A 23,547-nucleotide genomic window follows, 5' to 3' on the forward strand; every position below is an offset into this window, starting at 1 on the left:
TTCGGCACCTCTCTTGAGTGCTCTGGTTATCGTTGCTGTCCACGCCAATCCGAATGGGTCCACACCGGAACCCCGGCCGCAGGCAGGGGTGCCTGGCCCCGGATCATATCGCTGGCCTTCTCCGCGATCATCACGGTTGGCGCGTTCGTGTTGCCACTGACGATGATCGGCATGATCGACGCATCCACCACCCGCAGGCCCTCCAAGCCATGCACCCGCAGTTCCGGATCGACCACCGCCTCGGGATCGGACGCCGGCCCCATCTTGCAGGTGCCGCTGGCGTGGTAACCGGTCTCGGTCACGCGCCGGGCCCAGGCGTCCAGCGCCCGGTCACTGAGGTTATCCGGCCCCGGCACCAGCTCCTTGCCTTTCAGCGCACGCATGGCCGGCTGCTCGATGATTTCCCGCACCAGCCGCGCACCGGCACGCATGTCGGCGCGGTCCTGCTCGGTCTTCAGGTAGTTGAACTGGATGCGCGGCGACAAGCGTGGATCGGCGCCGCGCAGGGTGACACTACCGAGGCTGGTGGGGCGCATCAGGTCGATATGGATCTGGAAGGCGTGCGATGGCACGAGGTCGACGCTGCCCGGTTGTACCGCGAGGGGCATGAAGGTGAGTTGCAGGTCCGGGTGCTCGACGCCCGCACGCGAACGAATGAAGGCCCCGGCCTCGAAATGGTTACTGGCGGCCAGGCCGTCGTGGCTGACGAACCAGCGCGCGCCGATCCACCATTTTCCCGGCGCGCGGGTCCAGGGGTAGATGGACACCGGTTGCTTGCACAGGTACTGCACCACCGTGTCCGGGTGATCGTTGAGGCGCCGGCCAACACCGGGCAGGTCATGCACGACCGGAAGGCCATGGGCACGGATTTCCTCCGCGGGGCCAACGCCGGAAAGCAGCAGCAATTGCGGCGAGTTGATCGCCCCGGCGGAGAGGATCACTTCGCGGCGGGCGCGGGCCTGGTGCACCTCTCCGTTCTGCTCGTACTCGATGCCGCAGGCGCGGCGCCCCTCGAAGAGAATGCGCAGGCTGAGCGCACCAGTGGCGACCGTAACGTTGCCACGTTGCAGCGCCTCGGCCAGGTAGCCCCGGGCGGTGCTCCAGCGCTTGCCTTTGCGGGTGGTGCGATCCACCGGACCGAAACCTTCCTGGCGGTAGCCGTTGAGGTCGCGGCTCTGCCCGTAACCCGCGTCCACGCCGGCCTGGACGAAGGCGGAACAGAGCGGCGTGTCGATATTGCCCGCAGTCACGTGCAGGTGTCCGGCGTCGCCATGGTAGGCATCGGCGCCGTGCTCATGGTTCTCAGCGCGGATGAAGTAGGGCAGCACTTCCTGGTAGCTCCAGCCTTCGCAGCCCTGCTCAGCCCAGCTGTCGTAGTCGCGGGCATGGCCACGGATGTAGACCATGCCGTTGATGGACGAGGAGCCGCCCAGGGTACGCCCGCGCGGGGTACCGATGCGGCGGTTGTCCAGCCAGGGCTCGGGCTCGGTGCTGTAGCTCCAGTTGTAGCGACTACCGCCAACGACGATGCCCACGGCCGAAGGCATGTCGATGGTCCAGCTCTGGTCCAGCGGCCCGGCTTCCAGCACCAACACCTTCACACCGGGCTCGGCGCCCAGGCGGTTGGCCAGCACACAGCCGGCGGAGCCGGCGCCGACGATCAGGTAATCGAACTCGGACATGGCACGTTCTCCGGAAGCGGGCTCAGGCCCGCTCCTCGCCGTGGATGCCCTGGAACACCAGGCGGTGGAAGTGATGCACCAGGTGCTCGCTCTCGTTACTACGCTGGGCGTCGATCATGTAGCGGCCCTGGTCGTAGCCGAGGGAGTGCAGCCCCTTCTGCACGGTGATGTTGAGCTCGATGTCTTCCGGCCCCAGCTCTTCGTTCATCCAGCGCATGCAGGCCTTGCTGACCTCCGCTGTCTCCTCGTTCGAGCTGTAGTAGCCGAAGCGCAGCAGGGAGCGCTCGGCATCCAGCGGAATCATGATGAAAGTGCCGAGGAACTCGGAGAACGGGAAGGTGTAGAAGGTGTTGTTCGGCCACATGCCGATGTTGAAGAAGCACTCGTTCGGGTTCAGGTCTTCCCGCAGTTTGACCCCGTAGGCTTCGCCGGCCTGGAGGTTGGCCGGGGCGATGTAGGTCCACCAGTTGTCGCGCTTGGTCAGGCGGTAACCCTTGAAGTCGATCAGCTTGGCCAGGTCGATGTGGCAGGGCCCGGACAGCTTGAAGTGATAGCCCTCGATGGAGTTGTCCATGATCACCTTCCAGTTGGCCGGCACGATCACGTCCTGCTCCTCGATCAGACGCATGCGTTCAAGGTCTGGGAACACGCGGTGCATTTCCTCATCGGCACCGGGGAACAGCTCGGCCAGGGACGGCGCATTGGGATCGAGGTTGAAGTAGATGAAGCCGCCCAGTTCCTCCACCCGCACCTGCGGGATGTTGAATTGCTGCAGCTCGAAGTCCTTCATGCGCTCGCAACGCGGCGCACTGCGCAGGCTGCCGTCCATCTCGTAGCACCAGGAGTGGTAGGCGCAGCGCACCACGCCGCCGGTGGCGCCGCGACGGCCTTCCAGCAGGCGGTTGCCGCGGTGCTGGCAGACGTTGTGGAAGGCACGGATCTCGCCCTTCATGCTGCGCGCCACCACCACGCTCTGATCGAACATATCCACAACCACGTACTGGCCCGGCTCGCGGAACTCGCTCTTGTGCCCGGCAACGTGCCAGGCGTGCATGAAGATGCGGTCGCGTTCGGCCTTGAACAGGCTCTCATCGAGGAAATAGCGCGACGGCAGGGTGAAGGCGGTTTCGGGGTCCTGCTCGGCCCAGCCTTCGATGGAAGTTTGCAGCTTGATGGCTTCGACAGATTGCATGATCGGTACTCCTCCCAGGTGTTGTTCGTGCGGCTCGGCGGCCTGCTTTGGGAGCCAATCTAGGGGAGCGGAATTCGGCGGAATTGACGTCAAGCGACGAGTTGCCAGCGCAAAAGATCAACACCCTCCCCCGCTGTTCCTGGCTGCGGCAGAAGATGTCGTTTCCCATCAAGTGGCAGGTTCCACCCCTCCTATGCTCGGGCAGGCGAAGGGGCCTGAAGAGCCCCACAGCATCCCGCTGACTTCTGCCGTAGCCGCCCGATAGGAGCGTCAACCATGTCGAAGAAAGTCCTGTGCCTGCTCGCTGCATCCCTGCTCACCAGCTACTCGCTCACCACTCCGGCGGCCGAGCCCGCCAGTTGCCAGACCGTGCGCATGGCGGAGGTCGGCTGGGCCGATATCTCCGCCACCACCGGCCTGGCCAGCACCTTGCTCAAGGGACTGGGCTACAAGCCACAGACCCAGCTGGCTTCCATTCCCATGGCCTACATGGGCATGGAGAAGAACAATATCGATGTCTATCTGGGCGCCTGGATGCCCTCGATGGAAGTGATCGCCAAGCCCTTCCTGGAGAAAGGCAGCGTGGAGAAAGTGCGCACCAACCTGCTGGGCGCCAAGTACACCCTGGCGGTGCCGGAATACACCTTCGATGCCGGCCTGAAGGACTTCAAGGACATCGGCCGTTTCCGCCAGCAACTGGAGGGGCACATCTACGGCATCGAACCCGGCAACGACGGCAACCTGCTGATTCAGGGGTTGATCGACAAGGGCCAGTTCGGCCTCAACGGCTTCAAGCTGGTCGAGTCCAGCGAGGCCGGCATGCTGGTGCAGGTGCGCCGCGCCGTGCAGGCACAGAAGCCGGTGGTATTCCTGGCCTGGGAGCCGCACCCGATGAACACGAAGTTCGCCATTCGCTACCTCAGCGGCGGTGACGCCAGCTTCGGCCCCAACTTCGGCAGCGCAGTAGTGGATACCCACACCCGCAAGGGCTACAGCGCGGAGTGCGGCAATGTCGGCGCCCTGCTGAAGAATCTGGAGTTCAGCCTGGCCATGGAAAACCAGATCATGGGCGCCATTCTCGACGAGAAAGAACAACCCGAAGCGGCTGCCAAGGCCTGGTTGAAAGCCAACCCGCAGGTGCTGGAGCAGTGGCTGGCGGGGGTGACGACCTACGACGGGGCGGAGGCGCTGCCGGCGGTGAAAGGAAGCCTGGGGCTGTAGCCCGTAGGGTGCGCTGCGCGCACCGCATCGGCGCTCGCAGCAACGCCTGTTTCGCGAATGAATTCGCTCCCACAAGGTGCGCACGGCGCACCCTACAGATGCGAGATGCTCCTCAAGAATTCTCCGCCGTCTAGACTGCTTCCATTCCCACCGAAAGGAAGCGCCATGCCTGACGCCACGGAAGTCCTGCTCGATTTCGCCAGTGCCCTTGCCGTCGGCTTGTTGATAGGCGCCGAACGCGGCTGGCGCGAGCGCAACAAGGAAGCGCTGCGACTGGTTGCCGGCATCCGCTCGTTCGGTCTCACCGGACTGCTCGGCGGATTCGCCTCCTTCCTTGGCGAGCAGTTCGGCACGGCGGTCTGGGTGGCGATCTTCGCTTGCTTCGCCGTGCTGGTCATCGCCTCCTACTTTGGCGAGTTGGTGTATATCGGCGACCTCGGGCTCTCCACCGAGCTGGCGTTGCTGATCACCTTCCTGCTCGGCAGCCTGGCGGTTGCCGGCCACCACGTGCTGTCCGGCGCCGGTGCAGTCGTGGTTGCGCTGCTGCTTAGCCTGAAGGATGCCCTGAACCACGCCCTGCAGCGGCTCAGCGAGGAGGAACTGCTGGCCGCCCTCAAGCTGCTGTTCATCTCGGTGGTGCTGCTGCCGATCCTGCCCAACAAGGGCTACGGTCCCTGGGAGGTGTTCAATCCCTATGCCACCTGGTGGATGGTGGTGCTGATCGCCGCGCTGGGCTTCGCCGCCTACTTCGCCATCCGCCTGGTGGGCACCCAGCGCGGGTTGCTGCTGACCGCCTTGCTCGGCGGCACCGTGTCCTCCACCGCCATGACCATCACCCTGTCCCACCTGCAGGAGCACCGGGCCCTGCGCCCGTTGCTGGCGGCGGGCCTTCTGGCTACGTCGGCGCTGATGTTTCCCCGCGTGCTGCTTGAGGTAGGGCTGGTGAACCCGGCCCTGCTGTCGCGCCTGGCCTGGCCGCTGGGTATCGCGGCGCTGGTCTATGCAGCGGGGGCACTGTTTTTCTGGCGAGTCGCGGCCAACCGCGAATCGCCCAACGCGGAGCCGCCGCTGAAGAACCCCTTCGAGTTGGGCCCTGCCCTGCGCTTCGCGGCCCTGCTGGCGCTGATCCTGCTTCTGGTGGAGGCCGCCCGGCGTTACCTGGGGGACGTTGGCGTCTACCTGGTCTCGCTGCTTTCGGGCCTCACCGACGTGGATGCCATCACCCTGTCCCTGGCGCGGGGCGCCAACCGTGAACTGGAGGCCGAAGTCGCCGTGCGCGGCATCTTCCTGGCGGTGCTGAGCAACAGCCTGGTGAAGGCCGGATTGATTGCGGTAATCGGCGGCAAAGGGCTGGCGCTGCGCACCTTCCCCTTCATCGGTGGCGGCCTGCTGGCGGGTACGGTGGCCTTGCTGATGGTTTAGGGATTCAGCGCTTGAGGAAGCCCTTCAGCAGCTCACCAACACGCTCGCCCAGTTCCTGGTTGGCCGAGAGTTGCAGCCCTCGCGCCAGCTCGCTGTCCACCACCTGTTCCACCAACGGACGCAGCGCGAGCAATTGGCGATTGAGCTCGTCCAGTTCGCTGACGTGGGGCAGGCTGTTGGAGAGTAGCGGGTTGACCAGATGCGCGACGATCATCCGCACGATGCCGGCCGAAACCGGCTCCACCTGGCGGCGGATGGCGGCGAACTGGTCCAGCAACACGTCCAGCGGAATCCCGGAGCGGTAAAGCTGCACACCCGCGCCGAACACCCGTGGATTGAGCACCCGCAAGTGATCGCCGGCGAACTCGATCAGTCCCAGTTCGCGGGCGCGGTCCATGTTGTCGTCGGTGAGGTCGGCGCCGAACAGCGCCTGCACTTCGTCGAAGCCCAGCCGCGTGGGCTCCACCAGGTTCCAGGCGCCGACTATGGCCTGCTCCAGCCCCAGCACATGGGCGAGGTCCCGGCCCTGCTCCCTGGCGTCCAGCAGCTCGCGAATGCTGGCGATGCTGTAGCCACGCTCCAGCAACTGGCCGATCAGCCGCAACCGCGCCAGGTGCTCGCCGTTGTAGATACCCACCCTCCCGCGACGCTCCGGCGGCGGCAGCAGGCCGCGGTCCTGGTAGGCGCGCAGATTGCGCACGGTGGTACCGGCCTCGACGGCCAGTTCATCCACCGTGTACTCGGCGTCTGGCGCGCCATGGGCCTCGGCGGACGGGTTGAGGAGCTTGGCGAGAAAGGAGGGGACATTTTTCATGGGCCGGATCATATCGCCGCCCCTCTTCCCCCAACAACAGGGGCCGGAATGGCCCAACCATTGGCTGGACTTGCCATGCCGAGCTGCGTCGCGTAGCGCCAGAATCCTCTAAGAACCGCTCTGATCCGGGCTTCTCCAGCATCAGGTAACGCGGTAACAGCCCTTTCGATGACTACGGCCAGTCTCTGGCCAGGGGCGGATTTCCTGTTCAAGAATGACCGTGACATCGAGTGATGTAACAGTCATGACACGGAGATCCCCATGCCAGTCCTCATTGCCCAAGACCGCGCCGAGCCCTCCCGGCAGGTGACCCGATGAACGCACCAGCGCTGGAACCCCAACGCTTCACCGTAATGGGCGACGGCGTTGAACTGGCCGCTTACCGCTGGGGCAATGCCAGCGGCCCGACCCTGCTGCTGGTGCATGGCTACCCGGACAATCATGCCGTCTGGTTGCCGCTGATCCGTGAGTTGGCCGTGGATCACCAGATCATCGCCTACGACGTGCGCGGCGCCGGTGCCTCGGACATCCCGCGCAAGACCCGGGACTATCGACTGGCCAGGCTGGCCAATGACCTGGAGGCCGTCGTCAGGGTCGCCAGCCCGGATCGCCCGGTGCATCTGGTGGCCCATGACTGGGGCTCGATCCAGTCCTGGGAAGCGGTGACCGAACCTCGCATCCAGCCGCTGCTGGCTTCCTACACGACGATCTCCGGCCCTTGCCTCGACCATGTGGGCCACTGGATGCGCGCCCGCCTGAAAGAAAGACGCGTGAGTGCGCTCGGGCGGGTGATCGGGCAACTGGTCAGCTCCTGGTACATCGGTTTCTTCCACACCCCGCTGGTGCCGGAACTGCTCTGGCGCACCGGACTCGCCCGCGCCTGGCCGACCCTGTTGCAGCGGCTGGAAGGTGTACGCGAATCGCGCCCCAATCCGACGCAGGAGTCTGATGGCCAGCATGGCGTCAAGCTTTACCGCGCCAACTTCATCACCAGCCTGTTCCGACCGCGCCTGCGTCGCACCGATGTGCCGGTGCAGTTGATTGTCCCCACCCGCGACCGTTTCGTGCGCCCGCAGCTCTTCCAGGACCTGCAGCATTGGGCGCCCCGGCTGTGGCGCCGCGAAGTGGCCGCCGGGCACTGGCAACTGATGGCCGACCCCACTCGCCTGGCGGGTTGGCTCCGTGAATTCGTCAGCCACCTGGAAAGTGGTGACACCAGCCGCGCCGTGCAGCTGGGCCTGCCTGCCTGAGGAGTCTTCCGTGAACCCACCGCATCATCGCCTCGAGCAGCGCAAGGTGCGCTTCGATTTCGCCGACACGCCGTTGCACTGGGTGCCGGGCGAGCCGGAGGCCTCGCACATCATGAACACCCTGCACCTGATCCTGCCGGCGGGGGAATTCTGGTTCTGCCGGGTCTACAACAAGGCCCTACCGCTGATTACCGATGAGCAGCTACGCGAGGACGTGCGCGGTTTCGTGCGCCAGGAAGCGCAGCACGCCCGCGCCCACGACAGTGCGCTGGCGCCCTATCTGGAACGCCACGGCATCGACCCGACGCCCTTCACCCGAGGGATCTACTGGCTGTTCGAGAAGGTGCTGTGTGATTACCCCCTGGGCGAAAGCACCATTACCCGCTGGCTACAACCCTGGTGGCTGCGCCAACGGGTCGGGCTGATCGCCGCGGTGGAGCATTTCACGTGCGTGCTGGGCAACTGGATCATCACCACCCGCAGCCTGGACGCTGCCGACCCGGTGATGCTCGACCTGTTGCGCTGGCACGGCGCCGAGGAAGTGGAGCACCGCTGCGTGGCCCACGACCTGCACGTGCATCTCAAGGGCAGCCTGCTGATGCGCTGGCTCTACATGCTGGTGGCCAGCGGCGCGCTGATCTTCCTGTTCAGCCGCTCCATGCACACGCTGATGCGCCAGGACCCGGCCACTCGCAGCCACCGCGGCTTCCTGCGTCTCTGGCGCGCCCTGGGCAAGCGCGACATGCTGCCGCCGATGGGCAGCATCGGCGTGGCGGTACTGCGCTACTTCCGACCGGACTTCCATCCACGCACCGAAGGGGACCTGCAGGTGGCGCTGGATTACCTGGCGAGTTCGCCGGCGGCGCAACGGGCGGCGGCGGAGGTGGCGAGCTAAGACTGGGGCAAATTCATTCGCCAAGGGCCGCGCAGCGGCCCCGTAGGTCGGTCCGAGCCTGCGAGGCCCAACACGTCCAGACGCCGAGCAAACCCCGCCAACCCTCTCCCAGAGGGAGAGGGGGCTGTCCGTGCCGGCGTTAGCCTGGGCACTTCCCTGTGGGAGCGAATTCATTCGCGAAATGGCAGAGCACCGTGCCAGCCGGTGGCAACCCTCACCCCCGGCCCCTCTCCCTGAAGAGGAGAGGGGTGACTCCCGGCCCACCTCCGGCGCAATTCTGTAGGGGCGAATTCATTCGCCAAGCAGGCCGCAGGCCTGCCCTACGGGCTCACCCCTCGAACTGCTCATCCAGCAGCGGCAAACCGGCCGCCCTTTCCAGCAGATCATTGGGAATGCTCTTGCTGGCACGGGCGCCGAGCAGCTTGAGGTTTTCCACGCGGCTGATCAGGTTGCCGCGGCCATCCACCAGCTTGTTGCGGGCATTGGCGTAAGCCTTGTCGAGCTGTTGCAGACGGCTGCCCATTTCATCCAGGTCCTGGACGAAGGCGACGAACTTGTCATACAGCGCCCCGGCGCGTTCGGCGATCTCGCGGGCGTTCTGGCTTTGCCGCTCCTGGCGCCAGAGGCTGTCGATCACCCGCAGGGTAGCCAGCAAGGTGGTCGGGCTGACGATCACGATGTGTTGCTCGAAGGCTTCCTGGAACAGGCCCGGATCAGCCTGCAAGGCGGCGGCGAAAGCCGCTTCGATGGGCACGAACAGCAGCACGAAGTCGAGGCTGTGCAGGCCCTCCAGGCGCTGGTAATCCTTTACCGACAAACCTTTCAGGTGACTGCGCAAAGACAGCACGTGTTGCTTCAGTGCCAGGCTGCGGGTCGCTTCGTCTTCGGCGGCGATCAAGGCCTGGTAGGCAGTCAGGCTGACTTTCGCGTCCACGACGACCTGCTTGTCTCCCGGCAACTGGATCAGTACGTCGGGCTGGAAACGCTCGCCCTCGGCGCTCTTCAGGCTGACCTGGGTCTGGTACTCGCGCCCCTTCTCCAGGCCGGCATGCTCCAGTACCCGTTCCAGCACCAGTTCGCCCCAGTTGCCCTGGGTCTTCTGGCCCTTCAGGGCGCGGGTGAGGTTGGTGGCTTCATCGCCCAGGCGCTGGTTGAGCTGTTGCAGACGCTCCAGTTCCTTGCCAAGGGAGAAACGCTCGCGGGCTTCCTGTTGATAGCTTTCTTCCACCCGCTTCTCGAAAGCCTGGATGCGCTCCTTGAGCGGGTCGAGCAACTGGCCAAGACGCTGCTGGCTGGTTTCGGCGAAACGCTGCTCGCGCTCATCGAAAATCTTCCCGGCCAGTTCCGCGAACTGCGCACGCAGATCATCGCGGGCCGCCTGCAAGTCACCGAGGCGCTGTTCATGGGCCTCGCGCTGCTCGCGCAGTTCAGCCTCCAGACCGGCGCGATCAGCATCCAGGCGGCGCAGTTCGGCATCCTTGCGCTCGCGCTCCTGGTTCCAGGCCAGCAACGCTTCGCGGGCGCTCTGGCGTTCCACGCCGAGCAATTCGGCCTCACGCCGCAGGGCCGCCAGCTCGGCCTGCTGGGCAGCATTGAGGTGGTTGAGTTCACGGTTCTCGTCGCGACTGTCATCCAGTTGCACGGCGAGGCCGTCCTGGGCCAGTTGGGCATTGGCCAGGCGCTCTTCAAGCAGCGTCTGTTCGGTTTGCAGGGCAGTGAGCTTGCGTTGCTGCTGCCAGGCCAGACCCAGCAGGGGCACGGCGGCAGCCAACAGGCCGATCAACAGGTTGGGGATATCTAGGGGCATGAGCGGCTCCGCGCTGGAATGCCGGGAGTATACCCAGCGGCGCGGGGCGCGATCAGGGCGACTCGATCAGGGTTGCAGCGAGAGGCTGCCGAGCAGGCGTTTGGCTTCGTGGGAACCCTGGGCGGCGGCCTGTTCCAGCCAGTGTCGGGCCTGTTCCGGCTCGTTGATGCGCGGCTGGCTGCACAGGCGACCCAGTTCGAGTTGCGCGCGGCGGTCGCCAGCGCGGGCGGCTTGGCGCAGCAGGTCCAGGCCGATGCGGCGGTCACGCTGGTTGCCGCAGTCGCGGCAGAGCATCTGACCCAGGCGGCTCTGCGCCGCGACCACGCCTTCTCGCGCCGGTTGTTTGAGCAGGTTGCCGGCGATGCGTTTCACGCTAGGCGCCTGGCCCAGGCGCGGGCTGTCCAGCAACCAGAGGGCGACGCGGGTCGGCAGGGTTTGCTGATTGGAAACGGATTGGGCGGGGACGCGGTACTTCATGAAACAGGGCTGGTGGCCGGAAAGGCGCGCAACTCTACTCCTTTTTTTTGGCAGGTAAAGTCTTGCAATTGCCGCAGGTCGCGTTCTAGAGCAACTGCTCGGGACAATCCACAGAAGCTGTGGATAACTCTGTGAAGAAGATGCTCGAAACGTCACCAAGTGCTCATGGATCGTGGCCTCCGTTCAAACTGATGATTTTTTCACCAATTATAAAATTCCTTATTTTTCATGTAGTTACGTATAGATCGCTGAGAATCAAGCGCTTACGGAGCTTTTCGAGGGCGTTTTGCGATGCTGCTTCCCGACTGTGCACAACTTGAACCTGTCAAGACCTGGCTTGCCCCGTTGCGGGGCATTTCCCTTTGAAAAGCGTCTGGAGCCTGTGTTGCACGGGCGTTCCAGGCGGCGACGAATGGCACGAAAAAGGGTCTGTGGGCCCCTTTCCGAAGCTGGTACGAACGTACTTCTGCGCCAACTCTGTGCACAAGTTCGTCCCCGACTTGTACGGACCCCTTTCCCGCCGCCCCATGAAGGCTCTTAGAATGCTCAGCCTCCCCTTCGAACGCGCCTGCCCATGGACAAGATCCGCATCCACCGCCTGATCCTCGACAAGCTCGCCGTCGACCTGCAGCTGCTGCAGCGCGCGGCGCAAACCGCCTATGAGGCGGCAACCCATGAGGAGAACGTCGCCGAGAACAAGTACGACACCCTCGGCCTGGAAGCCTCGTACCTGGCCACCGGACAGGCGCGCCGTGCCGCCGAGATCAAGCAGGCGCTGGGGCTGTTCGAGAACCTCAACCTGCGCCCATTCGACCCGGCGCGCGGTATCCAGCTCAGCGCCCTTGTGCTGCTGGCGGCGGAAGACGGCAGTGAGCAACGGCTGTTCCTCGGTCCCGAGGCCGCGGGCCTTAAAGTGGTGGACGAAGGTGAGGAAATCACCGTGATCAGCCCCCGCTCGCCGCTGGGCCAGGCCTTGCTGGGTAAGGCCGAAGGCGCCGAGGTGACCCTGACCATCGGCAATAGCCGGCAGACCTTCGAGGTGCTGGAGGTACACTGATTCCTGCCGCCCCACGCTTCGGAGGCTCCATGGCTCGCCCACGTCGCATCCTGCGCATCAGTTTCAATCCGCTGGTCCTGACCCTCAGCGTCGCCCTTGGCGTCTGGCTCGGTTTCATCGCCATCGGCCTGACCACCTACCTCGGCTACCAGCTCTACATGGCTGATGGCGAGGCCCCCACAGCCCAGGTATTCACGCCGCCACCCGCCCCCCCGCAACCGGCACCCGAGCCTGCGCCAGTGCCGCAAGGCTCGGGCGAAGAGCGCCTGCAGAAGTACGAGGAGAACTACAACGCCACCCAGCGCGCGGACAACGAGCGCCTGGAACGGCTGGAGGAGCAACGTCGGCTGAACGACGCCAAGTGCCAGTTCTGGACCGAGCAGTACCGCAATGCACCGACCGCCAAGGCCAAGCGCAACATGGACCAGGAGTGCGGATAGGCGTCTCGTCCGGTTCCCTGGTTCAAGCCGACCAAAGGCAGTCTGGTTCAAGCGGCCGTCACATTGGCCCGGCTAGACTCAGGGCGTGCGCTCTCCACTTTGGCGCCAGAGGCGGTTTGCAATGGGTCCCGAAATCTTCATAGCCCTGATGATCATGGGTTGGCTGCTGGCAGCGGTCGCGCTGCTGTGGGCCATGCTCAGAATCTCCCACCATCACCACCATCATCACAGCCGGCCTTCGCCGCCCCACTCCGCCCGCTCGTTCCGACGGCACAAGGCGAAGCACACGCCGGTTACTCCGCACTGAACTTCTTGTTACGCGAAGGGGCGCAAACGCTCCCTTGGCGAATGAATTCGCCCCTACAAAATCCGCCAATGTGCCGGCATTTTTGGCGAACTGCGCGTTTGTAGGATGGGTGGAGCTTGCGATACCCATCGCCCTTTCCCTGTGGGAGCGATTTCAATCGCGAATGAATTCGCTCCCACAAAAGAATGGCCTGCAGAACACCCCGTTGTAGGGGCGATTTCAATCGCCATGGGCAGCGCAGCTGCCCTAAAGAGGTCAAGGCCGGACCTGCGGCCCGGTTGGCGAATGAATTCGCCCCTACAGAAAAGCGGCGACCTCGATGGTCAGCTCATAGGCAAATCGCTCCCACAGAAAATTCTGGAATACGGCAGCGATCTGCATCGATCTAGTGGAAATCCCGACTCCTGATATCGAGACCGCTGAGCAAGGGGGTCAGGTCGCTCAGGCGACGGGCGATGAGGTGGCGAACGCCGTCCACCGATTCCAGCCGGCCTTCCACCTGCAGGAGTTGCGAGCTCAGCAGCACCCGGCGCTGGCGCTCGGCGAGGTCGTGCCAGACCACCACATTGACCATGCCGAACTCGTCTTCCAGGGTCACGAAGATCACCCCGCTGGCCGTCTGCGGGCGCTGGCGTCCGACTGCCAGGCCGGCAACACGGGTTTGCTGCCCGTGCTCCAGTGCCAGCAACTCCCGCGAGCTGCGGCAACGTCGCTTGCGCAGTTCGCCACGTAGCAGGGCCATGGGGTGCGGTCCGAGGGTGGTGCCCAGCGTGGCGTAGTCGGTCAGCATGTCTTCACCCACGCTGGGCAGCGGCAAGGGCACCTGGGTTTCCTCCTGCTCCGGCAGATCGGCGAAGAGCGGCGCCTGCATCTCCACCCCGGCTACTGCCCAGCGCGCCCGATGGCGGTGTCCGGCCAGGCCACGCAGGGCACCGGAGTCGGCCAGCAGTTCGCGGGCACGGGCATCCAGACGGGCGCGCTGGATGAGGTCGCCCACGCTGCTGAACGCCCTCGTCTGCCGCACCTCTTCGATACGCCGCGCATCGTCTTCACGAAAACCACGCACCATCCGCAGACCGAGGCGAATGGCCAGTTCGCCCCCCTGCCCCGTGGGCTCCAGGGAACAATCCCAATCGGAATGCCGCACATCCACCGGGCGCACTTCGAGGCCATGGCGGCGGGCGTCCTGCAGCACCTGGTCCGGGCTGTAGAAACCCATGGGCCAGCTGTTGATCAGGGCACAGGCGTAGGCGGCCGGTTCATGGCATTTCAACCAGCAACTGGCGTAGGTGAGCAGAGCGAAGCTGGCGGCATGGGACTCGGGGAAGCCATAGCTGCCGAAGCCCTTGATCTGCTCGAAGATCTGATCGATGAACGCCTGTTCATAGCCCTTGGCGCGCATCCGCGACGTCAGACGCTGGCGGTGGTGCTCCAGGCCGCCGTGACGCTTCCAGGCCGCCATGTTGCGGCGCAGCTCATCCGCCTCGCCAGGGCTGTAGTCGGCAGCGACCATGGCCAGTTGCATCACCTGCTCCTGGAACAGCGGCACGCCCAGGGTGCGCTTGAAAACGGGGATGAGCTCGTCCTTGGGGTAGGTCACCTCTTCCTCACCCTTCCGCCTGCGCAGGTAGGGATGGACCATGTTGCCCTGGATGGGCCCCGGCCGGACGATGGCGACCTGGATCACCAGGTCATAGAACGTCTCGGGTTTCAGGCGCGGCAGCATGGACATCTGTGCCCGTGACTCGATCTGGAAGACGCCGATGGTGTCGGCACGACCGATCATCTCGTAGGTGGCCGGGTCTTCCTTGGGCAAGGTGGCCAGGGTCCAGCGGGTGCCGCGGTAGTGCTCGATCAGGCCGAAGCAACGGCGCAGCGCACTGAGCATGCCAAGCGCCAGCACATCCACCTTGAGCAGGCCCACCAGGTCGAGGTCATCCTTGTCCCACTGGATGACGGTGCGCTCGGCCATGGTGGCGTTCTCCACGGGCACCAGGCTGGCCAGCGGTGCTTCGGAAATCACGAAGCCGCCGGGGTGCTGCGACAGATGACGGGGAAAGCCGATCAGCTCGTTGGTCAGGGCCACCACGCGGCGCAGCACCGGACTCTCCGGATCGAAGCCGACCTCACGCAGGCGCTCCGCCGACGGGGGCTTGTCGCTCCAGCCGCCACAACAGTCAGCCAGCGCGTTGACCTGGTCCGGTGGCAGGCCGAGGGCCTTGGCCACATCACGCACGGCACCCGCGCCGTGGTAGGTGTTGACCACGGCGGTGAGCGCAGCCCTGCCCCGGCCATAGCGATTGAACAGGTACTGGATGACTTCTTCGCGGCGCTCGTGTTCGAAGTCGACGTCGATATCCGGCGGCTCGTTGCGCTCCCGTGACATGAAGCGCTCGAACAGGAGTTCGGTGAAGACGCAGGGGTCCAGTTCGGTTATCCCCAGGGCGAAGCACACCACCGAGTTGGCCGCCGAGCCCCGCCCCTGGCAGAGGATGTGCCGGCTGCGGGCGAACTCGACGATGTCGTACACCGTGAGGAAGTAGCTCTCGTAACCCAGCTCGACGATCAGTTCGAGCTCCTTCTCCACCAGCGCTCGCGCCTTCTGTGGGACACCGTCCGGCCAGCGCCTGAGCATGCCCTTCTCCGTTTCCGCGCGCAGCCAGCTGCCTGGGCTGTGGCCTTCCGGCACCAGCTCGCGGGGGTACTGGTAATTCAGTTGTCCGAGGTTGAAAACGCAGCGACGGGCGATGCGTATCGACTCGGCCAGCAGGTGGGCCGGGTAGAGGCCGGCCAGCACGTCGCGAGGGCGCAGGTGCCGCTCGCCATTGGGGAACAACCGGTACCCGGCCTCCGCCACCGTGCAGTGGTGGCGCACGGCGGTCATGCAATCCTGCAGCGCCCGGCGGCCACGGGCATGCATGTGCACATCGCCCGTCGCCACGGGCGGAATACCGAGACGCTCGGCCAGGGCCAGCAGGTTAGTCAGGCGGTTGGCGTCGTCCGCACCTTGATGCAGCTCCACCGCCAGCCACAGGCGGTCGGGGAAGCACTGGTGCAACCAGAGGCCATCGCGATCGTCGTTTTCACGTTCGGGTATCCAGAGGGCCAGCAGACCGTCCATGGGTTCGGCCAGGTCATCACGCAGCAGGCGGTACTCCCCCTTCTTCGCCCGCCGTCGGGCCTGAGTGATGAGACGGCAGAGGTGCTGGTAGCCCGTCAGGTCCTCCACCAGCAGTACCAGCCTGGGGCCGCCGTCGACGCGCATTTCGCTGCCGATCACCAGGGGCACTTCGGTTTCCTTCGAGGCCTGCCAGGCCCGGACGATGCCGGCCAGGGTGCATTCGTCGGTGATCGCCAATGCCTCGTAGCCATGGTCCTTGGCGCGTTGGAACAGCTCCCCGGCACTTGAAGCCCCGCGCTGGAAGCTGAAGTTGGACAGGCAATGCAGCTCGGCGTAGGCGCTCATGCGAACCAGCCCTGCAACGACAGCGGCCCCTCCCCGTTCACCCTGCGGAAGGCCCAGCCACGCTGGCCATTGCGGGTTTCCACCAGGTAGTAGTCGCGGCGCACATCGCCACCATCCCACCAGCCGGATTCGATCCGCTCGGGGCCGGCGAGAATGCGCACGGACGACTCCCGCAGGACCACGGGTTCGCGCAGCAGCCAGCCGGGACGGGGCGGACCGGGCGGGAACGGTGCCGACGGCGCTTCGGCATCCAGTTGCCAGGCGCATTCGGGACGGTGATCGGCACGGGCCGCCAGGCTATGCACCGCATCGTCCCCCAGACGTGCCCGCAGGCGTTCACGCAGTTGTTCCCAGGGCAGGGATTGCTGCGGGCGCTCGTCGAACAGCTCGCGCCGTTCCGGCACGAAAGCCGGCAAGTCCCGCGCCTGCAGGCGGAAGGCGCGCACCGGGGCCGGCACCTGCAATTGCTCCAGGCGTCCACGTGCCAGCTCGAAGAGCATGGCCGCCTCACGCTCGGCACTGAGCAACCCCACCGGTACCAGGGTATCGGCGAGATCACGGTGCTCCAGAGAGAGCGTGAAACGCTGCACACCGCTGTCGCGCCCAGCGAGGAAGGCGGCCAGGTCAGCGGTGAGGCGGCGCAGGGGGAAGAGCAGCGCCTGATGGGATTCCACTTCGAAGTTCAGCTCGATGCGCAGGTCGAACTCATCCGGCGGCCGGTAGTACTCCAGCGCCAGCGGACGCTCGCCGAGCAGGGTATCGAGGTGCTGTAACACGTCTCCCGGGAAGCGTCGGGCCACCGTATCCCGTGGCAGCGCCAGCACCTGTTCCAGGTTGCGCAGCCCCATGCGGGCAAAGGCGGTGGCGGTCTCCCGCGACAGCCCGGCGCGATCCACCGGCATGCGCCCAAGCGCCTCGCGCAGATCATCCTGACTCGTCACCGCCAGGCCATCGTAGGCATTGGCAAGCATCCGCGCCGCCGCCGGATTGGGCGCAGCGACGATGCGATGGCGAAAACCAAGCGCCGCCAGCTCCCGTCGGAGCCGTGCCTCGAAACGTGGCCAGGGACCGAACAGGGCGAAACTGGATTCCACCTCCAGCAGCAGGCAGCGCGGGTAGCGCAGGCTGACCTGGGAACTGAAGCGATAGGCCCAGGCGGCGAGCAACTGTTGCCAACGCTCGACCTCCGCCGGGTCGTACTCGACCAGGGCGAAATCACGGGTCAGGGCATGGGCGGCGGTGAGTGACTGGCCAGGGCGCAAACCCAATGCCCTGGCCTTGGGATTGAGGGCGCGCAGCACGCGACGCTGCGGCGTGCCGGTCACCAGCACCAGGGGCGCTTCGGGGTCGGGGTGGCCGCGCAGTACGCCATCCAGCGCCAACTGCGGCAGCAATATGCAAGCCCAGCGCATGCGTCATCGGGCCAGGGCGATGGGGGCCGCGGGTGGCAGGCCGCCCCGGCACTTGAGCACCCGCAATTGCGCCGGCCACCCATCGACGGCGATGCGCACGGCCGCCGGTGACGGGTTGAGGGCGGCCTCCAGGGGGCGATAGGCGAAGGCCAGTGTCTGCCCGGTTTCCGCGGCGACCTGCAAACGGCGCAGGGCGCGATCGTCAACCTGCTGCGGCCAGCAGAGCACCGCGCCGCAGCTGCCGGAACGCAGGCATTGCTCGGCCGCCCAGAGGGCATCGCGACCGCTCGCCTCCACCAGCGCCAGCCAGCGCAGGTCCACACCAGCCGCCTGCCAGGCCTGTGGATAAGGGATATGCGGGGGCGCCACCAGCACCACGCGCTCAGCACTGGCAGTCAGCCGCGCCAAGGTGGGCCAGAGCAGGCGCAGTTCACCCAGGCCCGTGGCTGGGGTGAGGATTTCGCTGAGTGCGGCTGCGGGCCAGCCACCGCCGGGCAAGACCCGATCCAGGGCGGCCAGGCCAGTGGGTTGCTCGCTGCTGGACGGCAATGCGCCGGGCTGGCCTTTCCAGACCCGCCGCTCATTGAGCAGGGCATCGAGGGCAACGACAGCGCCCATCAGTCCCGCTCACTGCCAGAAGAGAAAAACGGCAGCCCCGGGGCGGGGCTGCCGAAAGGGCCAGGAACAATCATCAAGGCCATTGGGGGAAATCCTACGAATACTGTATTTATATACAGTAAATCGCAGAGATTTCCCACGGTCAATTCAGATAAGACAGAAGGCCTGCGAAAGCACGAATGCCCCGCAGGCCAGACGCCTCTCCGTCATTTCACGTAGTGATTACCCCAGCGCTCGGCCTGGCGCACCGACTGCTGACGCAGGGTGGTAGCGCCTTTCGCCTGTTCCGCGGCCGCAGCGATCTCGTCGTCGATAATCTTCGTCGACAGCGACAGCCAGCTGGTGGCAAACGCCATAGCGTCGCCGTTGATCTCCAGGGCGTTCAGGTCGATGTTGGCGGTGGTGTCGCAGCCCTGGTGGTAGCACGGGTCGAAGGGTTGACCGGCAGCGCCGCCGTACCTTTGTGCCTGCTCCTCGCTCTTGATGTCTTCGGCGCCCGTGAACAGGCCACCGAAGGGAATGCCCACCTCGAAGAACTGCGCATAGTCGGAGCGGAAGTCGATCTGGGTACCTTCGAACGGCTCGCTGCGAAGCGTGAAGTAGGCTTCGAACAGGCGCTCGATGGCAGCCGAACCGGCCGGGCCCTGCAGGCCAAAAGAAGAGCCGTCGCCGTCATAGATGAAGTTGCCGAAGTTCGGCGAACCGATCATGTCGAAGTTCAGGTACGCCTTGATCTTCTTCCGTTCCTCATCGCTCAGGCTGTTGACGTAGAAGGTCGACCCCACCAAACCGGACTCCTCCGCACCCCACCAGGCGAAACGCACCTTGTTCTGCGGGTGCGCCTTGCGCAGCAGTACGGCCATTTCCAGCAAGGCCGCGCTGCCCGAGCCGTTGTCGTTGATGCCGGGGCCCTCGAACACCGAGTCCAGGTGAGCGCCGGCCATCACTACGTTCTTCGGATCGCCACGCCGGGTCTCCGCCACGAGGTTGAAGGTCTGCGTCTTCTCGCGAATCACATCCGCCACCATGTGCAACTGCAGACCAGGGGTCTGGGACCAGGCCACGCCGTTGTCATAGGTGGCGAACAGCACCGGAATGCCACCCTCGTAGGTGTCGCCCAGGGTGACGTTCTCCAGGCCCTTGCGGTCCTCGGTGTTGCCCTGGTTGAAGATGATCACGCCCGCTGCACCCGCGGCAGCGGCGTTCTCCGCCTTCACCTCGAAGCTGCAGCTGCCACGCTGCACCAGGGCGATGGCGCCACTGGGGAAGCCGGCGAAATCTTCCACCTCGCAGCCGCTGGTGGAGGTGTTGCCGGCGCCAAGGGACAGGTCAACCGGCACCACCTGGGCGCTGACGTCACCAGCATCGGTCTGCGACAGGTAGTTGAAGTCCTCCTCCCAGACGTATTCCGCCGGCTGCGGCGTCAATGCCTGCAGGGTGCCCGGCCCCTTGGGAAAGTAGGCGGTGAAGGGGAACGGCTGTACCCGCACCTGGTAGCCGGCGCGCTCCAGGGTCTGCTTCACGTAGTCGATCGAGGCCTGGTAGCCCGGCAGGCCGGCGGCGCGATTGCCATCGTTGAGCGTGGCGATGTCCTGCAACTCCTGCAGGCGCTGCATCACGTTGCTCGCCTGCAGACATCGCGGCAAGCCCACGGGCGTGCCGACCAGCACCGGTGATTTGCAGAGAGCGGGGTTGGGTTTACCAGGACTCCAGTAATCGCCGAAGGCATCGCCTTCAGGCGCCGGGGCGGCAAGGGTGGAAGTGGAAGCGGCGAGAATCAGGGAACCAACAACACGTCTGACGTTGTTCTTGTGAGTCATGACTTCAATCCTTTTGAAGTGGTTGTAGGCGGCCTGCCGTGGCATTGCGCCACTGTCCTGTACGGCATCCTCGGGAGCAGGCCTGAGAGAACAGACTGGCGCAAGGTCATTCGGTTCTTCCTGGCACGTGTAAAAAACGTGCACTTTGTCGCCTTTTTCGCAGCAGATTGCCGGAGATAAGCCATTGAATAGCCATCAAATAGATGGCCACCTCATATCACCAGCGCGTATGGCAGGTGTGCGGGTTCTATGCTGAAGGCATCCCCCAATGCAGGAATCAGTCATGTGCGGCCGCTACGTCAGCCCCTCCGAGCGCGCCATCGAAGACTATTGGCACATCGGCGCGCGGGACTCAGGGCGCTGGATCCAGAGTTTCAACGTGGCCCCTACCACTCGCGTACCGGTACTGCGGCTCGACAGGCAGAGCGAGCTGGAGCTGATAGATGCCCGCTGGGGGCTGATACCGTCCTGGTGGAAAGAGGAAAAGCCACCGTTTCATGCCTTCTTCGCCCGCAGTGAAGAAGCCGCCGGCAAGCCACTGTGGCGCCAAAGCCTGCGCAGCCAGCGCTGCCTGATGCCCGCCCAGGGCTGGTATGAATGGAATCCCCAGGAACAGGTGCGCAATGCCAGCGGTCGCCTGGTCCATCAGCCCTACTACGTCTACAGCCCGAATGACCCGGTGCTGGCGATTGCCGCCATCTGGGCCTCCTGGGCAGGGCCGGATGGTCAGGAAGTCACCTCCTGCGCCCTCCTCACCCGAGACGCCGCGCCCTCCATCAGCGCCATCCACCACCGCATGCCCGTGATACTCCCCCCGGAACAGTTCAGGTCGTGGCTCGCGCCCGGCACGGCGGAAGAACAGGTGCAGCACGCCATCGGCCAGGCGCGGGGAGACTTCACCGGGCACGCGGTTTCCACACGCGTGAACAGTGCCCAGAACGATGATGAGGGATTGATCGAGGCGATTACCGAGCCGGAGTCATGAGGGGGAGTTACTCGCCAACCACCAGTCGCAATCGCGCGGGCTCCGCTGTTCGGCTGTCGATGTATGAATAGAGCGTCGCGTATGCGCTGATCGCAATGCGCTCGCACAGAATGAGCCGCTTGAATTCCACCATCTGGTCATCCGACCAAGGGACTACTGCTTCTTCCAGGAAGGCCACCATGGCGATGTGCGCGGCAGATACGTTGAGCGAGAGCTGACGCAGCTCCGCCCAGTAAACCGGTTCGATCACGAATCGCTCCTGGTGCATCACATAACCAGATGCACTTGATTAGCAATAGCGCAGCTGGCACCGATGCGCCAGGAAGCCGGCGAAATTCTGACGGAGAGACACTTCCCTCGAAATCACACGTTTTCCCCCCGTCACCCAAGGAAAAACGGGAATACACTTATCCGGGACAGGCAGTGGCCACCTGGGCGAAGGATGCCCTCTCCTGTCGTGGCCTCCGCTCCAGGCGCCCTGCCTCAACGGCCAGCCAGCAACGCGCCGACTGGCCAATTGCACCAGCCTGGAGCAACAGCCATGAACCACACATCCCCTGGTCTCTGTTCAGCATCCATTCGTAGCGGCAGCATCCTGATACTTTCCACCCTGCTGATTGCAACAGGCTGTAGCACTCACAACCCCGATATCAGATCCAGCCGAGACGGAACCTCCGGCGTCACCAGCAAGGCGAGCCCCGACTACCTGAACTGCGTAAAAGGCGAAATCCGCCCGGACGCCCAGACCTTCACGTCGGAAGAAAACGGCAAGACGCTGCTGTTCGTAGGCAACACCGACCCCGCCAAAGCCTCCGGCCTGGTCGAACTCTCCAGTGGCCAGGGCCAGAACCAGTACTCCGTCTTCCAGCGCAATGCCTGGCAGGACAAAGGCCGGCTGATCAACGCCGCGCGCATGTGCTCCAGCGCGTGACGGTGTTTTTCAAGAGCAAAAGCAGAAACCCCGCAGGCCAGAGGTCTGCGGGGTTTTCATTTATGGGGCTACAACTGCCAGAGCGGGTCGTTCGCCATCAATGCCGCCGCCCAGTCGGCGAATGCCCGCACCCGGGCCGACAGATGCCGTGAATAGGGATACACGAGACTGATCGGCATGCTGCCCAGTGCCCAGCCAGGCAGCACCTCGACCAACCTTCCTGCCTGAAGGTGCGCACTGGCTTCCGCAAGCGGCACTGAAACGATGCCAAGCCCTGCCAATCCCGCCGCCCGGTACGCACCGCCATGGTTGAAACGCATCGCCGGCAACTGCTCGACCGTGAAGCTTTCGTCGCCCCGCCGGAGGACAGGGGTCATTTGCTTGCCCGAGCCTGGGAAGGTGAAACCGAGATACCGGTGCTGCAGCAAATCGACCGGGTCGAGTATCGGCGCCGAGTCGCTCAAGTAATCCGGTGACGCACAAAGGCAGAAGCGCATCTGCCCTACGGGGCGGCACACCAGCCCCTGATCGGTGACTGGCCCGCCCCGGAACGCGCAGTCGATGCCTTCCTGCACGAGGTCGATCACGCGCTCGCTGCAACCGATGTCCAGCTGGATCTGTGGATGCAGCGTGGCGAAGTCCGGCAGCGACGGGATGATGAGACACGTACCGACCGGGGAAGGCATCTCCACCCTCACCCTCCCCCGCGCCACACTCCGGCTTTGCGCAACCGAGGCTTCCAGGTCGTCGAGGTCATCCAGAACCACACGCGCGCGCTCATAGTAGGCGGCGCCATCGGTGGTCGGCGTCACCCTTCTGGTGGTCCTGTGCAAGAGTTTCACGCCCAGAAGCGATTCGAGCCCCTGGATCTGCCCGGAAATCGTCGTCTTCGCCACGCTCAGCGACTCCGCTGCGCCCGTGAAGCTTCCCACTTCGACGATGCGGCAGAACGCGCGCATCGCCTCCAATCGATCAAACGCCATGACTGTCCGACTTTCCGCACAATGAAAACGATCTGACCCAGTTTATCCAGACCTTATCCCCTAATAAAGTCACTCCAACCCCGAAGTCCTTCGGTCACCTGGAGATGAAAATGAGCTCGAAACGCCTCAACTATTACCAAGCCGCTCCTCAAGCCATGAAAGCCATGATGGGCCTGGAGAAAGCCGCTTCCGAATCCATCCTCCCGCGCTCCCTGCGCGAGCTTGTGCGTATCCGGGCCTCGCAAATCAACGGCTGCGCCTACTGCGTCGACATGCACACCACTGACGCAAGCAAAGAGGGAGAAACCCTTCGGCGCCTGATGGCAGTGAGCACCTGGAAGGAAACGCCGTTCTTCGACGAGCGCGAGCGTGCCGCCCTGCTGTGGACCGAGACACTGACCCTGGTTGCAACCGCCCATGCACCGGACGAGATCTACGAAGAAGTGGCCGCCGTGTTCAGTGAACAGGAGTTGGCGGAACTGACTTTCGTCATTGCCGCAATCAATGCCTGGAATCGCTTTGGTGTGGGTTTCGGCATGCAGCCGGAGTAAACGGCTTTGGTTGGCTGAACTAGCCCCCAATCAACAGCCGCAAGCGTTCGAGACAGGCAGAAAAGAAAAGCCCCGCAGGCTCTCGACTGCGGGGCTTTTCTGGATATGGCAGGAAGATAGGAATTTGAATCATCCCGAGGGCTGGCTCAGTACGTCGCAAACCTCAGTTCAGGGTTTCCAGCGACTCCCCGTGTCGATTTTCGACAGTTCGTGCCTG

General features: G+C 64.6%; 20 protein-coding genes. 9 read left to right on the plus strand and 11 right to left on the minus strand.

What is annotated here, in order from left to right:
- Window positions 1–26 precede the first annotated feature (26 nt).
- Window positions 27–1,682 (minus strand): choline dehydrogenase, encoded by a 1,656-nt coding sequence (locus MnOB_RS09505; protein WP_077523981.1) that lies wholly within the window; start codon window positions 1,680–1,682, stop codon window positions 27–29.
- Between the two features lie 22 nt (window positions 1,683–1,704).
- Window positions 1,705–2,874 (minus strand): aromatic ring-hydroxylating oxygenase subunit alpha, encoded by a 1,170-nt coding sequence (locus MnOB_RS09510; RefSeq protein WP_077523982.1) that lies wholly within the window; start codon window positions 2,872–2,874, stop codon window positions 1,705–1,707.
- A gap of 276 nt (window positions 2,875–3,150) precedes the next feature.
- Here MnOB_RS09510 and MnOB_RS09515 point away from each other — a divergent pair, with 276 nt between their 5' ends.
- On the plus strand, window positions 3,151–4,095 hold the full coding sequence (locus MnOB_RS09515; RefSeq protein WP_077523983.1) for a choline ABC transporter substrate-binding protein: 945 nt from the start codon (window positions 3,151–3,153) through the stop codon (window positions 4,093–4,095).
- 165 nt (window positions 4,096–4,260) lie between these two features.
- On the plus strand, window positions 4,261–5,517 hold the full coding sequence (locus tag MnOB_RS09520) for an MgtC/SapB family protein (RefSeq protein WP_077523984.1): 1,257 nt from the start codon (window positions 4,261–4,263) through the stop codon (window positions 5,515–5,517).
- 4 nt (window positions 5,518–5,521) lie between these two features.
- On the opposite strand, the gene MnOB_RS09525 is transcribed toward MnOB_RS09520, so the two are convergent.
- A complete protein-coding gene (locus MnOB_RS09525; protein ID WP_077524030.1) occupies window positions 5,522–6,331 on the minus strand; it encodes a MerR family transcriptional regulator in 810 nt (269 codons plus the stop codon).
- A 314-nt stretch (window positions 6,332–6,645) separates the two neighbouring features.
- Between MnOB_RS09525 and MnOB_RS09530 the strand changes: the two genes are divergently transcribed.
- Window positions 6,646–7,581 (plus strand): alpha/beta fold hydrolase, encoded by a 936-nt coding sequence (locus tag MnOB_RS09530; protein ID WP_077523985.1) that lies wholly within the window; start codon window positions 6,646–6,648, stop codon window positions 7,579–7,581.
- A 10-nt stretch (window positions 7,582–7,591) separates the two neighbouring features.
- Window positions 7,592–8,476 carry a metal-dependent hydrolase gene (locus MnOB_RS09535; protein ID WP_077523986.1) on the plus strand — a complete coding sequence of 295 codons (885 nt, stop codon included), beginning with the start codon at window positions 7,592–7,594 and terminating at the stop codon, window positions 8,474–8,476.
- Window positions 8,477–8,804: 328 nt separating this feature from the next.
- Here MnOB_RS09535 and MnOB_RS09540 read toward each other — a convergent pair whose 3' ends face one another.
- Window positions 8,805–10,283 carry a DNA recombination protein RmuC gene (locus tag MnOB_RS09540; RefSeq protein WP_077523987.1) on the minus strand — a complete coding sequence of 493 codons (1,479 nt, stop codon included), beginning with the start codon at window positions 10,281–10,283 and terminating at the stop codon, window positions 8,805–8,807.
- A gap of 66 nt (window positions 10,284–10,349) precedes the next feature.
- A complete protein-coding gene (locus MnOB_RS09545; protein WP_077523988.1) occupies window positions 10,350–10,760 on the minus strand; it encodes a tetratricopeptide repeat protein in 411 nt (136 codons plus the stop codon).
- A 574-nt stretch (window positions 10,761–11,334) separates the two neighbouring features.
- On the opposite strand from MnOB_RS09545, the gene MnOB_RS09550 reads away from it, so the two are divergent.
- Together MnOB_RS09550 and MnOB_RS09555 are read left to right on the plus strand one after the other, a co-directional pair.
- Window positions 11,335–11,817: a GreA/GreB family elongation factor gene (locus tag MnOB_RS09550; protein ID WP_077523989.1), complete on the plus strand. Its 483-nt coding sequence runs from the start codon at window positions 11,335–11,337 to the stop codon at window positions 11,815–11,817.
- A 29-nt stretch (window positions 11,818–11,846) separates the two neighbouring features.
- The gene (locus MnOB_RS09555) at window positions 11,847–12,257 is read left to right on the plus strand and encodes a hypothetical protein (RefSeq protein WP_077523990.1); all 411 of its coding nucleotides are present in this window, start codon (window positions 11,847–11,849) and stop codon (window positions 12,255–12,257) included.
- Between the two features lie 692 nt (window positions 12,258–12,949).
- Here MnOB_RS09555 and MnOB_RS09565 read toward each other — a convergent pair.
- From MnOB_RS09565 to MnOB_RS09580, 4 genes are all read right to left on the minus strand, one after another.
- Window positions 12,950–16,030, minus strand: a complete 3,081-nt coding sequence (locus MnOB_RS09565; RefSeq protein WP_077523992.1) for an error-prone DNA polymerase — start codon at window positions 16,028–16,030, stop codon at window positions 12,950–12,952.
- Complete coding sequence (locus tag MnOB_RS09570; RefSeq protein WP_077523993.1) at window positions 16,027–17,442, minus strand: Y-family DNA polymerase; 1,416 nt, start codon at window positions 17,440–17,442, stop codon at window positions 16,027–16,029. The genes MnOB_RS09565 and MnOB_RS09570 overlap by 4 nt, the downstream gene beginning before the upstream one ends.
- A 3-nt stretch (window positions 17,443–17,445) precedes the next feature.
- Window positions 17,446–18,060, minus strand: coding sequence for a translesion DNA synthesis-associated protein ImuA (gene imuA / locus MnOB_RS09575; protein WP_077523994.1), 615 nt, complete (start codon window positions 18,058–18,060; stop codon window positions 17,446–17,448).
- A gap of 206 nt (window positions 18,061–18,266) precedes the next feature.
- Complete coding sequence (locus tag MnOB_RS09580) at window positions 18,267–19,880, minus strand: M28 family metallopeptidase (protein ID WP_077524031.1); 1,614 nt, start codon at window positions 19,878–19,880, stop codon at window positions 18,267–18,269.
- Window positions 19,881–20,148: 268 nt separating this feature from the next.
- Here MnOB_RS09580 and MnOB_RS09585 point away from each other — a divergent pair, with 268 nt between their 5' ends.
- Window positions 20,149–20,865 (plus strand): SOS response-associated peptidase, encoded by a 717-nt coding sequence (locus MnOB_RS09585; protein WP_234358228.1) that lies wholly within the window; start codon window positions 20,149–20,151, stop codon window positions 20,863–20,865.
- 7 nt (window positions 20,866–20,872) lie between these two features.
- Here the strand turns inward: MnOB_RS09585 and MnOB_RS09590 are convergent, their stop codons facing one another.
- Window positions 20,873–21,115: a hypothetical protein gene (locus MnOB_RS09590; RefSeq protein ID WP_077523996.1), complete on the minus strand. Its 243-nt coding sequence runs from the start codon at window positions 21,113–21,115 to the stop codon at window positions 20,873–20,875.
- 291 nt (window positions 21,116–21,406) lie between these two features.
- Between MnOB_RS09590 and MnOB_RS09595 the strand changes: the two genes are divergently transcribed.
- The gene (locus MnOB_RS09595; protein WP_077523997.1) at window positions 21,407–21,796 is read left to right on the plus strand and encodes a hypothetical protein; all 390 of its coding nucleotides are present in this window, start codon (window positions 21,407–21,409) and stop codon (window positions 21,794–21,796) included.
- A gap of 68 nt (window positions 21,797–21,864) precedes the next feature.
- Here the strand turns inward: MnOB_RS09595 and MnOB_RS09600 are convergent, their stop codons facing one another.
- Complete coding sequence (locus MnOB_RS09600; RefSeq protein ID WP_077523998.1) at window positions 21,865–22,779, minus strand: LysR family transcriptional regulator; 915 nt, start codon at window positions 22,777–22,779, stop codon at window positions 21,865–21,867.
- A 110-nt stretch (window positions 22,780–22,889) separates the two neighbouring features.
- Between MnOB_RS09600 and MnOB_RS09605 the strand changes: the two genes are divergently transcribed.
- Entirely contained in the window at window positions 22,890–23,330 is a 441-nt protein-coding gene (locus tag MnOB_RS09605) for a carboxymuconolactone decarboxylase family protein (RefSeq protein ID WP_077523999.1), read from the plus strand.
- The last annotated feature ends 217 nt before the right edge of the window (window positions 23,331–23,547 follow it).

It is taken from the genome of Metapseudomonas resinovorans (assembly GCF_002003485.1).
In the GTDB taxonomy this organism is placed as follows: Bacteria; Pseudomonadota; Gammaproteobacteria; order Pseudomonadales; family Pseudomonadaceae; genus Metapseudomonas; species Metapseudomonas resinovorans_D.

Excerpts from the sequence above, each read along its gene's own strand:
- MnOB_RS09595 (WP_077523997.1), top strand. The coding sequence starts at position 21,407 with ATGAACCACACATCCCCTGGTCTCTGTTCAGCATCCATTCGTAGCGGC.
- imuA (WP_077523994.1), bottom strand. The coding sequence starts at position 18,060 with ATGGGCGCTGTCGTTGCCCTCGATGCCCTGCTCAATGAGCGGCGGGTC.
- MnOB_RS09540 (WP_077523987.1), bottom strand. The coding sequence starts at position 10,283 with ATGCCCCTAGATATCCCCAACCTGTTGATCGGCCTGTTGGCTGCCGCC.
- MnOB_RS09505 (WP_077523981.1), bottom strand. The coding sequence starts at position 1,682 with ATGTCCGAGTTCGATTACCTGATCGTCGGCGCCGGCTCCGCCGGCTGT.
- MnOB_RS09605 (WP_077523999.1), top strand. The coding sequence starts at position 22,890 with ATGAGCTCGAAACGCCTCAACTATTACCAAGCCGCTCCTCAAGCCATG.
- MnOB_RS09525 (WP_077524030.1), bottom strand. The coding sequence starts at position 6,331 with ATGAAAAATGTCCCCTCCTTTCTCGCCAAGCTCCTCAACCCGTCCGCC.
- MnOB_RS09545 (WP_077523988.1), bottom strand. The coding sequence starts at position 10,760 with ATGAAGTACCGCGTCCCCGCCCAATCCGTTTCCAATCAGCAAACCCTG.
- MnOB_RS09600 (WP_077523998.1), bottom strand. The coding sequence starts at position 22,779 with ATGGCGTTTGATCGATTGGAGGCGATGCGCGCGTTCTGCCGCATCGTC.
- MnOB_RS09550 (WP_077523989.1), top strand. The coding sequence starts at position 11,335 with ATGGACAAGATCCGCATCCACCGCCTGATCCTCGACAAGCTCGCCGTC.
- MnOB_RS09515 (WP_077523983.1), top strand. The coding sequence starts at position 3,151 with ATGTCGAAGAAAGTCCTGTGCCTGCTCGCTGCATCCCTGCTCACCAGC.
- MnOB_RS09565 (WP_077523992.1), bottom strand. The coding sequence starts at position 16,030 with ATGAGCGCCTACGCCGAGCTGCATTGCCTGTCCAACTTCAGCTTCCAG.
- MnOB_RS09580 (WP_077524031.1), bottom strand. The coding sequence starts at position 19,880 with ATGACTCACAAGAACAACGTCAGACGTGTTGTTGGTTCCCTGATTCTC.
- MnOB_RS09520 (WP_077523984.1), top strand. The coding sequence starts at position 4,261 with ATGCCTGACGCCACGGAAGTCCTGCTCGATTTCGCCAGTGCCCTTGCC.
- MnOB_RS09555 (WP_077523990.1), top strand. The coding sequence starts at position 11,847 with ATGGCTCGCCCACGTCGCATCCTGCGCATCAGTTTCAATCCGCTGGTC.
- MnOB_RS09570 (WP_077523993.1), bottom strand. The coding sequence starts at position 17,442 with ATGCGCTGGGCTTGCATATTGCTGCCGCAGTTGGCGCTGGATGGCGTA.
- MnOB_RS09530 (WP_077523985.1), top strand. The coding sequence starts at position 6,646 with ATGAACGCACCAGCGCTGGAACCCCAACGCTTCACCGTAATGGGCGAC.
- MnOB_RS09510 (WP_077523982.1), bottom strand. The coding sequence starts at position 2,874 with ATGCAATCTGTCGAAGCCATCAAGCTGCAAACTTCCATCGAAGGCTGG.
- MnOB_RS09585 (WP_234358228.1), top strand. The coding sequence starts at position 20,149 with ATGCAGGAATCAGTCATGTGCGGCCGCTACGTCAGCCCCTCCGAGCGC.